This window comes from Arthrobacter jiangjiafuii (genome assembly GCF_018622995.1).
In the GTDB taxonomy this organism is placed as follows: domain Bacteria; phylum Actinomycetota; class Actinomycetes; order Actinomycetales; family Micrococcaceae; genus Arthrobacter_B; species Arthrobacter_B jiangjiafuii.
In genome coordinates this window covers 2,449,642-2,461,507 of the sequence record NZ_CP076022.1, presented here as the reverse complement: position 1 = coordinate 2,461,507, position 11,866 = coordinate 2,449,642, and the positions used below count along the sequence as shown (strand labels likewise).

The window sequence follows — 11,866 nt, the reverse complement described above, 5'->3', positions numbered from 1 at the left end:
GCTCAGGCCTCCGTGTAGGGAATGAATGCCGTGACGCGGAATCCTCCGCCGGTCGCGGGTGCTGCATGCAGTGTTCCATCGTAGAGGGCAACCCGTTCGGCCATGCCGTTGATGCCCTGCCCCTGACCAGCGCCCGGGCCGGAGGCTGGGGCCGGGGCCTGCCGGGGAGGCCGGCCAGGATGCGGGGGAGCGGACTGCGGGACGTCCGCGCCTGCGCCCCGCCCGTCGTCGTGCACATTGATCTCAAGCCCGCGGGGCACCCACTGCAGGTCCACGCCCGCCTGCGCGCCCGGACCGGCGTGCTTGAGGACATTGGTCAGGGACTCCTGGATTACCCGGTAGGCGGTCAGCTCCGCGCCCGGGGGAAGCTGGCGCCGCATCGTTCCGGTCTCGGCCACCACCACCTCCAAACCGGCACGCTTGACCGCGTCCACCAGCGCACCGACGTCGGCCAGCGACGGCAGCGGACGGGTGGAGGCCAGCTCGTCGCCGCGGAGCACCCCGAGCAGCCGGCGCATTTCCCGCAGCGAGCCGCGGCCGGTTTCCGCGATGGTGGCCAGGGTCTTGGCGGCAATCTCCGGATCCTGTGCGCTCGCATACCGGGCGCCGTCGGCCTGGGTAATGATGACGGAGAGCGAGTGGGCCACGATGTCGTGCATTTCGCGGGCAATGTGAGTGCGCTCGTCTGCGGCCGCGAGATCGCGTTCCTGCTGGCGTTCCACCTCGAGCCGGCGGGCATGGTCCCGCAAGGCCTCCATCGCCAGACGGCGGGTGCGCGCCAGATCGCCGAAGGTCCAGGCCACCAGGACCACGGCTTCAAACGCCATGACGCTGAACGCATACACCACCACCTCGCTGGTGGAGGAAATATAGGGAAACCCGAAGTACCGCAGGATAAACAGGACGCAGCCGATGGCGGCCAGCATCAGACCGCCGAGGCTGGCCCATCGCGGCGCGTAGGCCGCCAACGCGTAGACGGTCAGGAGGGGCACGAAGTCGGCCGGTACAGGCATGTCGCTGAACAACACCTGGACCAGGCAGAAAGACGCGGTGATGCTGCCCGACAACACCGGCCGTGCCCGGCGCCAGGCGAGCGGGACAATAATTCCCAGCGAGAGGACAAAGTCCAGGGCAGGGTGCGGGCCTCCCAGGATCAGGGCGGGGAAGGCAAGGAAAAGGACACCACTGAGCATCAGGGTGAGATCAACCTTGAACGGGTTTGCCTGCGTCCAGGCATGGATTCGGCGGTGCACGAGCATGGACAACAACTTTAGGGCCTGCCGGCGGGCCAGCGCCTCATGCCACGGGTGGAGCCTCGGCCCTTCGTTTCATGAATCCACTATGTGAGACGGTTTGCCCGGATGGTGGACGTTCTTCCTAGACTGGCGGAATGAGCGAACAGCCCTCCACCGTTTCCCTGGCCGTCATTCCCGGCGACGGCATCGGCCCCGAAGTCACAGCCGAAGCCGTCAAGGTGCTGCAGGCGGTCACCGCCGGCGGTCCCGTCCGGTTCGATCTGACCGAATACCGGCTTGGTGCCGAGCACTGGCTCGCCACCGGAGAAACGCTGCCGGAGGAGACCCTGGAAGCACTCAAGGGCCACGATGCGATCCTGTTCGGCGCGGTGGGCGCTGCACCGGGGGACAAGAGCATGCCCTCGGGCCTCATTGAGCGGGAACTGCTGCTGAAGCTGCGGTTCAGCTTCGACCACTTCGTCAACCTCCGTCCGTCACGGCTCTACCCCGGCGTGGCCAGCCCGCTGGCCAACCCCGGAACCATCGATTTCATCGTGGTCCGCGAAGGCACCGAAGGTCCGTACACCGGCAACGGCGGCGTGCTCCGCGCGGGCACCCCGCAGGAAATCGCCACCGAGGTGTCCCTGAACACCGCCCACGGCGTCGAGCGCGTGGTCCGTGACGCCTTCCGCCGGGCCAACGACCGCCCGCGCAAAAAACTCACGCTGGTCCATAAGCACAACGTGCTGGTCAACGCCGGCCAACTGTGGAAGCGCACCGTGGAGGCCGTCGCAGCCGAGTTCCCCGAGGTCACCCACGACTACCTGCACGTGGACGCGGCAACCATCTTTATGGTGACGGACCCCGCACGCTTTGACGTGATTGTCACAGACAACCTGTTCGGCGACATCATCACCGACCTGGCTGCCGCGGTCACCGGCGGCATCGGCCTGGCCGCCTCCGGCAACCTGAACATGGACGGCACGTTCCCATCGATGTTCGAGCCGGTCCACGGGTCCGCCCCCGATATTGCAGGCCAGCAGAAGGCCGATCCCTCCGCCGCCATCCTCTCGGCGGCGCTCATGCTGCGCCATCTGGGGTTGGAGAAGGAGGCGGCCCGCGTCGAGCAGGCGGTGGAGGCCGACGTCGCCGCCCGCACCGGAGAGCCGCGGACGACGGCGGCCATCGGCAATGCGATAACCGCAGCCGTGTCATAAGCTCGGGACGTACCTGTAACCATTTTCGTCGGGCGGCCGCGCCGCCCACCGTGGAGGAAAAAATGCCTGTCAGCGCTCTGGAATTCACCCAGGAGCTATCCGCCCATCCGAAGCCGGCCGAAGAGCGGGCAGCCATTCTGGCCAACCCCGGATTCGGAGACTACTTCACGGACCACACCGCCGTCATCGACTACAAAACCGATGAAACCGGTACCGGCACCTGGCAAAACGCCCGGATCGAACCGTACGGTCCGATCCAGATGGATCCCGCGGCTGCAGTGCTGCACTACGGCCAGGAGATCTTCGAGGGCCTGAAGGCCTACCGCCACGCCGACGGCTCGGTCTGGACATTCCGCCCGGAAGCCAACGCCGCCCGCATGAATCTCTCCGCCCGCCGTTTGGCACTGCCGGAACTGCCCGAGGAACTCTTCCTGGAATCCCTGCGCCGGCTGGTCTCCGTGGATGCGGACTGGATCCCCGAAGGCGACGGCGCCGCCCTGTACCTGCGCCCGTTCATGATCGCCACCGAGGCGTTCCTGGGTGTGCGTCCCTCACGTGAGGTGTCCTACCGGGTTATTGCTTCGCCTGCCGGCAACTACTTCGGCGGCGAACTGAAGCCCGTATCCATCTGGCTCTCCACCAAGTACGCCCGCGCCGGCATCGGCGGCACCGGCGAAGCCAAGTGCGGCGGCAATTACGCCGCTTCCCTGATCGCCCAGATGGAAGGCGAAGCACACGGCTGCAAGCAGGTGCTGTTCCTGGATGCGGCCAATGACAACGCCGTGGAAGAACTCGGCGGCATGAACGTGTTCTTCGTCTTCAAGGACGGCTCACTGGTGACGCCGGCGCTGTCAGGCACCATCCTCCACGGCATCACCCGCTCCTCCGTGATCCAGCTGGGCCGCGACCGCGGCCTGAACGTCCAGGAACGCAAGATCACCCTGGACGAATGGCGCGACGGCGTAGCATCCGGAGACATCACCGAGGTCTTCGCCTGCGGCACGGCCGCCGTCATCACGCCGGTCGGGGAGCTGAAGTCCGAAACCGAGACCATTGGTTCGGCCGACGCCGTTGCCGGCCCGGTCACCCTGTCCATCCGCGAGCAGCTGCTCGGTGTCCAGACCGGCGCGGTCGAGGACACCCACGGCTGGCTCACCCGCCTGGCCTAGCCACAACGAAACGACGCCGATGCCCGCTCCCGCCCTGATCCGCAGCAGCCCGCTGACCCGCTTCGCCCTGGCACCGAACCCCGGTCCCATGAGCCTGAACGGAACCAACAGCTATGTCATTGCCGCGAACGGATCAGGGCGGGTGGCGGTGGTGGACCCCGGCCCCCTGGATGAAGGGCACCTGGCACTGCTGGCATCTGCGGGAGTGGTGGAGCTGGTGCTTATTACGCACCGGCATTCGGACCACACCGAAGCCAGCCGCCGCTTTGCCGAGCTGACCGGTGCCCCGGTCCGGGCGATGGACCCGGCCTTCTGCGTCGGTGGCGACCCGCTTATCGACGGCGAGGAACTGGTGGCCGGGGGAGTGGATATCCGCGTGGTCGCCACTCCCGGCCACACCTCGGACTCGGTCTGCTTCCACCTCCCGGGTGACGGCCCCTCGGGCTCGGTCCTGACGGGCGACACCATTCTGGGCAGGGGAACCACCGTGCTGGATTTCCCCGACGGAACCCTGGGCCAGTACTTCTCCAGCCTGGAACGGCTCTCCGAGCTGGGGCCGGCAACCGTCCTTCCCGGACATGGACCGGTGTTGTCTGATCTGAGCTCGGTAGTCCTGACCTACCGCGACCACCGCGAGGAACGCCTGGAACAGATCCGGGCCGCGCTGGCCGAAGCTGGTGCCGACGCCGGTGTCTCGACCGTGGCCGACCTTGTTTATGCGGAGGTGCCTGCGAACGTCCGTGGTGCAGCGGAGTTATCGGTCGCCGCGCAGTTGCACTACCTGCGGACGCAGGATCAGCTGCGGATTCAGGAACAAGGCTGACGGCAGGCCCCGCACTGCGGTCCGAGGGCGGGTTTTAGTAAAGTGCAGGAGGTCACACTCCGAGGGTTTGCACCGGCCGCAGGGGCTGTGTAAAGTTATGTGAGTTGCTCCGGTGAGCGCCTGAGAGACACTGCGAAGTGGATCTGCAAGTGAGACTCCCGGAACGAGCAGCAAAACCCAACACACGGTAACGGACAAGATCCGGATGCTTTGTGGCGGGTTCAGCCGGACAAAATGAAGTAACTTCGGGAATATCCCGAATTGCCAAATACGGTCCGGATGGAATAGAATAAAGAAACACTGCAGCGAAGAGAAAAGAAAAACAAGTAATTGTTTTCTCCGAGTATTTCGTATGCATCTGTTGTTTGAGAACTCAATAGTGTGCCAAGTTTATTGATACCAATTTATTTTAATTGGTTGAACTGGTTCTTCCGCCCACCCCGTGGGTGGGAAGGACTTTTTTAGCTGGTTTCGAATTTAGTGCAGGACCGTGCAGCCAATTTTCCTTGGCTCCGGTGCTGTGTCTGTAACACATTTACGGAGAGTTTGATCCTGGCTCAGGATGAACGCTGGCGGCGTGCTTAACACATGCAAGTCGAACGATGACTTTTGTGCTTGCACAAAATGATTAGTGGCGAACGGGTGAGTAACACGTGAGTAACCTGCCCTTAACTTCGGGATAAGCCTGGGAAACCGGGTCTAATACCGGATACAACGGACCACCGCATGGCGGTCCGTGGAAAGCTTTATGCGGTTTTGGATGGACTCGCGGCCTATCAGCTAGTTGGTTGGGGTAATGGCCCACCAAGGCGACGACGGGTAGCCGGCCTGAGAGGGTGACCGGCCACACTGGGACTGAGACACGGCCCAGACTCCTACGGGAGGCAGCAGTGGGGAATATTGCACAATGGGCGAAAGCCTGATGCAGCGACGCCGCGTGAGGGACGAAGGCCTTCGGGTTGTAAACCTCTTTCAGTAGGGAAGAAGCGAAAGTGACGGTACCTGCAGAAGAAGCGCCGGCTAACTACGTGCCAGCAGCCGCGGTAATACGTAGGGCGCAAGCGTTATCCGGAATTATTGGGCGTAAAGAGCTCGTAGGCGGTTTGTCGCGTCTGCTGTGAAAGCCCGGGGCTCAACCCCGGGTCTGCAGTGGGTACGGGCAGACTAGAGTGATGTAGGGGAGACTGGAATTCCTGGTGTAGCGGTGAAATGCGCAGATATCAGGAGGAACACCGATGGCGAAGGCAGGTCTCTGGGCATTAACTGACGCTGAGGAGCGAAAGCATGGGGAGCGAACAGGATTAGATACCCTGGTAGTCCATGCCGTAAACGTTGGGCACTAGGTGTGGGGGACATTCCACGTTTTCCGCGCCGTAGCTAACGCATTAAGTGCCCCGCCTGGGGAGTACGGCCGCAAGGCTAAAACTCAAAGGAATTGACGGGGGCCCGCACAAGCGGCGGAGCATGCGGATTAATTCGATGCAACGCGAAGAACCTTACCAAGACTTGACATGAACCGGAAAGGCCTGGAAACAGGTCCCCCACTTGTGGCCGGTTTACAGGTGGTGCATGGTTGTCGTCAGCTCGTGTCGTGAGATGTTGGGTTAAGTCCCGCAACGAGCGCAACCCTCGTTCTATGTTGCCAGCGCGTTATGGCGGGGACTCATAGGAGACTGCCGGGGTCAACTCGGAGGAAGGTGGGGACGACGTCAAATCATCATGCCCCTTATGTCTTGGGCTTCACGCATGCTACAATGGCCGGTACAAAGGGTTGCGATACTGTGAGGTGGAGCTAATCCCAAAAAGCCGGTCTCAGTTCGGATTGAGGTCTGCAACTCGACCTCATGAAGTTGGAGTCGCTAGTAATCGCAGATCAGCAACGCTGCGGTGAATACGTTCCCGGGCCTTGTACACACCGCCCGTCAAGTCACGAAAGTTGGTAACACCCGAAGCCGGTGGCCTAACCCCTTGTGGGAGGGAGCCGTCGAAGGTGGGACCGGCGATTGGGACTAAGTCGTAACAAGGTAGCCGTACCGGAAGGTGCGGCTGGATCACCTCCTTTCTAAGGAGCACCTCAAGGTCTGCGTCCTTCCACAGTGTTGGATGTGGTTCTTGCAGGAGATGCCCATATCGGAGACATATGTTCTCCGGTGGGTGCTCAAGGGTGGAATATCAATAAGCAGGTGCCCGGCGTTGAGCCTGGCAGCATCAGTACGTTTCATCCTTCGGGGTGGGACTGGAAAACGCTGCCGGTGTCTCGAGTACCGGGTTTTTCCGTTTGGCACACTGTTGGGTCCTGAGACAACAGGACCGAAGAATTCAAGCCTTTACAGGTCTGGAGGGACACGGTTTCGTGTTGTTTCTGATTGTTCCTGCGCAGGTCCAATGCTTCCACGGTGAATACGTGGTGGTGGCGGGGTGTGACGGGGTTGTTGTTTGAGAACTACATAGTGGACGCGAGCATCTTAAATTATTAAGTGCAATTTCAGATAAACCTGGTGACCGGTTTTACCGGTTTCCATGGTTTTCTCGATAGCGATAATATATTGATCTTTGTGGTCAAGTTTTTAAGGGCACACGGTGGATGCCTTGGCATCAGGAGCCGAAGAAGGACGTAGGAATCTGCGATAAGCCTGGGGGAGTTGATAACCGAGCGTTGATCCCAGGATGTCCGAATGGGGAAACCCCGCCCGGCGCGCGAGTGACCGGGTGACCCGCATCTGAACACATAGGGTGCGTGGAGGGAACGTGGGGAAGTGAAACATCTCAGTACCCACAGGAAGAGAAAACAACAGTGATTCCGTTAGTAGTGGCGAGCGAACGCGGAAGAGGCTAAACCAGTGGTGTGTGATAGCCGGCGGGCGTTGCATCACTGGGGTTGCGGGACTTTCCGTACCGATTCTGCCGGATTGGTGAAGTGAGTGCAGATGCATAGGTGAACTGGTTTGAAAGCCAGGCCGTAGAGGGTGTTAGCCCCGTAACCGGAATGTATGCTGCCGCTTGGAGAGGATCCCAAGTAGCACGGGGCCCGAGAAATCCCGTGCGAATCTGCCAGGACCACCTGGTAAGCCTAAATACTCCCTGATGACCGATAGCGGACAAGTACCGTGAGGGAAAGGTGAAAAGTACCCCGGGAGGGGAGTGAAACAGTACCTGAAACCGTGTGCCTACAATCCGTTGGAGCAGGGCAGTGCCACTTGTGGTGCTGTGCTTGTGACAGCGTGCCTTTTGAAGAATGAGCCTGCGAGTTAGTGTTACGTCGCGAGGTTAACCCGTGAGGGGAAGCCGTAGCGAAAGCGAGTCTGAATAGGGCGATGCAGTGGCGTGATCTAGACCCGAAGCGGAGTGATCTACCCATGGCCAGGTTGAAGCGCGTGTAAGAGCGCGTGGAGGACCGAACCCACTTCAGTTGAAAATGGAGGGGATGAGCTGTGGGTAGGGGTGAAAGGCCAATCAAACTCCGTGATAGCTGGTTCTCCCCGAAATGCATTTAGGTGCAGCGTTGCGTGTTTCTTACCGGAGGTAGAGCTACTGGATGGCTAATGGGCCCTACAAGGTTACTGACGTCAGCCAAACTCCGAATGCCGGTAAGTCAGAGCGCAGCAGTGAGACTGTGGGGGATAAGCTTCATAGTCGAGAGGGAAACAGCCCAGACCACCAACTAAGGCCCCTAAGCGTGTGCTAAGTGGGAAAGGATGTGGAGTTGCGAAGACAACCAGGAGGTTGGCTTAGAAGCAGCCATCCTTGAAAGAGTGCGTAATAGCTCACTGGTCAAGTGATTCCGCGCCGACAATGTAGCGGGGCTCAAGTACACCGCCGAAGTTGTGGCATTCAAATATTAGCCAAGCGGATGGTTTATCCATTTTCGTTCAAGCGTTTGGATGGGTAGGGGAGCGTCGTGTGGGCAGTGAAGTCGCGGTGTAAACCAGCGGTGGAGCCTACACGAGTGAGAATGCAGGCATGAGTAGCGAAAGACGGGTGAGAAACCCGTCCGCCGAATGATCAAGGGTTCCAGGGTCAAGCTAATCTGCCCTGGGTAAGTCGGGACCTAAGGCGAGGCCGACAGGCGTAGTCGATGGACAACGGGTTGATATTCCCGTACCGGCGAAAAACCGCCAATACCAAGCGGGGGATACTAACCGCCCAATACCTGACCGGCCGCCCTTGTGGCGACCCGGTTTTTGGTGGAGCGCGGGACCTGATCCTGGGAGGTAAGCGTATTAACAGGTGTGACGCAGGAAGGTAGCCGGGCCGGGCGATGGTTGTCCTGGTCTAAGGATGTAGGGTCAGCGATAGGTAAATCCGTTGCTGTGTCTTTGATGACGATACCTGAGATCTGATGGGACCCACTTTGGTGGGAATCCGGTGATCCTATGCTGCCTAGAAAAGCATCGGCGCGAGGTTTTAGCCGCCCGTACCCCAAACCGACACAGGTGATCAGGTAGAGAATACTAAGGCGATCGAGAGAATTATGGTTAAGGAACTCGGCAAAATGCCCCCGTAACTTCGGGAGAAGGGGGGCCCCAACCTTGAAGGACACAAGCTGTCCGGAGGGGATCAGGGCCGCAGAGACCAGGGGGAAGCGACTGTTTACTAAAAACACAGGTCCGTGCGAAGTCGCAAGACGATGTATACGGACTGACTCCTGCCCGGTGCTGGAAGGTTAAGAGGACCGGTTAGCCCTTACGGGCGAAGCTGGGAATTTAAGCCCCAGTAAACGGCGGTGGTAACTATAACCATCCTAAGGTAGCGAAATTCCTTGTCGGGTAAGTTCCGACCTGCACGAATGGAGTAACGACTTCCCCGCTGTCTCAACCATAAACTCGGCGAAATTGCAGTACGAGTAAAGATGCTCGTTACGCGCAGCAGGACGGAAAGACCCCGAGACCTTTACTATAGTTTGGTATTGATATTCGGTGTGGCTTGTGTAGGATAGGTGGGAGACTGTGAGACCCGGACGCCAGTTCGGGTGGAGTCATCGTTGAAATACCACTCTGGTCATACTGGATATCTAACTTCGGCCCGTAATCCGGGTCAGGGACAGTGCCTGATGGGTAGTTTAACTGGGGCGGTTGCCTCCTAAAGAGTAACGGAGGCGCCCAAAGGTTCCCTCAGCCTGGTTGGCAATCAGGTGGCGAGTGTAAGTGCACAAGGGAGCTTGACTGTGAGAGAGACATCTCAAGCAGGGACGAAAGTCGGGACTAGTGATCCGGCGGTACATTGTGGAATGGCCGTCGCTCAACGGATAAAAGGTACCTCGGGGATAACAGGCTGATCTTGCCCAAGAGTCCATATCGACGGCATGGTTTGGCACCTCGATGTCGGCTCGTCGCATCCTGGGGCTGGAGTAGGTCCCAAGGGTTGGGCTGTTCGCCCATTAAAGCGGTACGCGAGCTGGGTTTAGAACGTCGTGAGACAGTTCGGTCCCTATCCGCTGCGCGCGCAGGAAATTTGAGAAGGGCTGTCCTTAGTACGAGAGGACCGGGACGGACGAACCTCTGGTGTGTCAGTTGTACTGCCAAGTGCACCGCTGATTAGCTACGTTCGGATGGGATAACCGCTGAAAGCATCTAAGCGGGAAGCCCGCTTCGAGATGAGATTTCCATACACCTTGTGTGTGAGAGGCCCCCAGCCAGACCACTGGGTTGATAGGCCGGATGTGGAAGCGGGGACTAAAGACCCGTGAAGCTGACCGGTACTAATAGGCCGATAACTTACACCACAACCTCACCTGGACGGACACGACTTCAAACGGTCCGTCAAAGTATAAAGGGTGTTGTTAGATCATGTGCTGCTTGCGTCCACTATGTGGTTCCCGGATAACAAACCCGTGTGGTTTGTCACCGTGGAACCGGCACCAACGTACCCTTGCGGGTGTGTTTGTGCCGTATAATTACAGTTATATATTGCATCGAAACACTACGCGTGTTTTTGTTGTGACCATTGATTTCCCCTCACCCAGGTTTGTTATGGGTGGTGTGGGTGGAAGGGTTACGGCGGTCATAGCGTGGGGGAAACGCCCGGTCCCATTCCGAACCCGGAAGCTAAGACCCACAGCGCCGATGGTACTGCATCCGGGAGGATGTGGGAGAGTAGGTCACCGCCGGACAATATTTACGGTTGAAATACACCGGTTGTTCAGAGAGTAAGGCCCCGCATTCGTGCGGGGCCTTACTTGTTTAACCAGCAGCTCCATTGCCATCTGTACTGCTGTCGTCTGTACTGTTGCGTCGCCGGAGCCACACGGCTGCCGTGATCACGACGGGCAGCTGAGTAGCCCCGTACAAGACGTGGAATCCATAGTGGAACGGCGTCTGTGCCGGGTCGAAGGGCAGGGCCGGCAGCGGCAGCACGGTGAGGACAGCACCTATGAGATTCAATACTCCCAAGACAAGCAGCCCCCACGCTGCAACGGGCCGCCAGGCGGTGAGCCATAAGGCAACGAGTGCTGCAGTGAGCAGCAGCGGGAGGAAGGACTCCGGGCTCAGGAGGGTCTGGCCCGGAAGATCCGCCACATTGTGGATGAACAGACCCGCCCACCCCAGAACGGCAAACAAGGGGACCAAAATCACCATTTGCGGTATCTCCTTCCTCTCTTCGGAACTACTGCACCAGAGCAAAGCTTTCGTCTACTAGGCTTGTGGGCATGCGTATTGCTCGATTTGTACAAGACAGTGACCCAGCGTTCGGCGTCGTCGACGGCGATGAAGGGCATGAAGAAATTGCCGTCATCAAGGGCGATCCCTTCTTCTCCGGCGTTCAGCTCACCGGGGAGCGGCACAAGCTGGAGGACGTCCGTCTCCTGGCTCCGATCATCCCGCGCAGCAAGGTTGTGGGAATCGGCCGCAACTATGCCGACCACGCCAGCGAAATGGGCAACGAGGTACCGCCGGCACCCCTGATGTTCCTCAAGCCCAACACCTCGGTGATTGGCCCGAACGACCCCGTGGTGCTGCCCTCCTTCTCGGATGAAGTCTCCTATGAAGCAGAACTGGCAGTCGTCATCGGGCGTATCTGCAAGGATGTGCCGCTGGAACGGGTGGACGAAGTGATCTTTGGCTACACCTGCGCCAACGACCTCACCGCCCGCGATGCACAGCGCTCCGACGACCAGTGGGCCCGCGCCAAGGGCTTCGACACCTCCTGCCCGCTGGGGCCCTGGATCGAAACCGAGCTCGACACCGATGACCTGGCCATCCGCGGCTACCTTAACGGGCAGCTGGTCCAGGACGGCAATACCAGCGACATGATCTGGAGCGTCAAGGAACTGGTGGCCTACGTATCCCAGGCCTTCACCCTGCTGCCCGGCGACGTCATCCTCACCGGTACCCCGGCAGGCGTCGGCCTGATCTCCGACGGTGAGCGGTACGAAGTGGACATCGAGGGCATCGGCCGGCTGCTGAATACCGCCCGTAGCTGACC

Annotated in this window: 6 protein-coding genes and 3 rRNA genes; 7 read left to right on the top strand and 2 right to left on the bottom strand. The window is 59.9% G+C overall.

Annotated features, from left to right (window positions below):
• Nucleotides 1-2: 2 nt before the first annotated feature.
• Nucleotides 3-1,259: a sensor histidine kinase gene (locus KKR91_RS11550; protein WP_210231628.1), complete on the bottom strand. Its 1,257-nt coding sequence runs from the start codon at nt 1,257-1,259 to the stop codon at nt 3-5.
• Between the two features lie 131 nt (nt 1,260-1,390).
• Here KKR91_RS11550 and KKR91_RS11545 point away from each other — a divergent pair, with 131 nt between their 5' ends.
• From KKR91_RS11545 to rrf, 6 genes are all read left to right on the top strand, one after another.
• Complete coding sequence (locus KKR91_RS11545) at nt 1,391-2,452, top strand: 3-isopropylmalate dehydrogenase (RefSeq protein ID WP_210231629.1); 1,062 nt, start codon at nt 1,391-1,393, stop codon at nt 2,450-2,452.
• Between the two features lie 62 nt (nt 2,453-2,514).
• Entirely contained in the window at nt 2,515-3,621 is a 1,107-nt protein-coding gene (locus KKR91_RS11540; protein WP_210231630.1) for a branched-chain amino acid aminotransferase, read from the top strand.
• A gap of 19 nt (nt 3,622-3,640) precedes the next feature.
• Nucleotides 3,641-4,444 carry an MBL fold metallo-hydrolase gene (locus tag KKR91_RS11535; RefSeq protein ID WP_210231631.1) on the top strand — a complete coding sequence of 268 codons (804 nt, stop codon included), beginning with the start codon at nt 3,641-3,643 and terminating at the stop codon, nt 4,442-4,444.
• Nucleotides 4,445-4,978: 534 nt separating this feature from the next.
• A 16S ribosomal RNA gene (locus KKR91_RS11530) occupies nt 4,979-6,506 on the top strand.
• Nucleotides 6,507-7,001: 495 nt separating this feature from the next.
• Nucleotides 7,002-10,167: ribosomal RNA gene (locus KKR91_RS11525) — 23S ribosomal RNA — on the top strand.
• Between the two features lie 269 nt (nt 10,168-10,436).
• A 5S ribosomal RNA gene (gene rrf, locus KKR91_RS11520) occupies nt 10,437-10,553 on the top strand.
• Together the 16S, 23S and 5S rRNA genes form the textbook arrangement of a ribosomal RNA operon.
• 70 nt (nt 10,554-10,623) lie before the next feature.
• On the opposite strand, the gene KKR91_RS11515 is transcribed toward rrf, so the two are convergent.
• Entirely contained in the window at nt 10,624-11,019 is a 396-nt protein-coding gene (locus tag KKR91_RS11515; protein ID WP_210229680.1) for a hypothetical protein, read from the bottom strand.
• A gap of 71 nt (nt 11,020-11,090) precedes the next feature.
• On the opposite strand from KKR91_RS11515, the gene KKR91_RS11510 reads away from it, so the two are divergent.
• Nucleotides 11,091-11,864, top strand: coding sequence for a fumarylacetoacetate hydrolase family protein (locus KKR91_RS11510; protein ID WP_210229678.1), 774 nt, complete (start codon nt 11,091-11,093; stop codon nt 11,862-11,864).
• Nucleotides 11,865-11,866: the final 2 nt, after the last annotated feature.

What these genes read in the sequence shown, in the direction of transcription:
- KKR91_RS11550 (WP_210231628.1), bottom strand. Translation starts at nt 1,259, where the DNA reads ATGCTCGTGCACCGCCGAATCCATGCCTGGACGCAGGCAAACCCGTTC.
- KKR91_RS11545 (WP_210231629.1), top strand. Translation starts at nt 1,391, where the DNA reads ATGAGCGAACAGCCCTCCACCGTTTCCCTGGCCGTCATTCCCGGCGAC.
- KKR91_RS11540 (WP_210231630.1), top strand. Translation starts at nt 2,515, where the DNA reads ATGCCTGTCAGCGCTCTGGAATTCACCCAGGAGCTATCCGCCCATCCG.
- KKR91_RS11535 (WP_210231631.1), top strand. Translation starts at nt 3,641, where the DNA reads ATGCCCGCTCCCGCCCTGATCCGCAGCAGCCCGCTGACCCGCTTCGCC.
- KKR91_RS11515 (WP_210229680.1), bottom strand. Translation starts at nt 11,019, where the DNA reads ATGGTGATTTTGGTCCCCTTGTTTGCCGTTCTGGGGTGGGCGGGTCTG.
- KKR91_RS11510 (WP_210229678.1), top strand. Translation starts at nt 11,091, where the DNA reads ATGCGTATTGCTCGATTTGTACAAGACAGTGACCCAGCGTTCGGCGTC.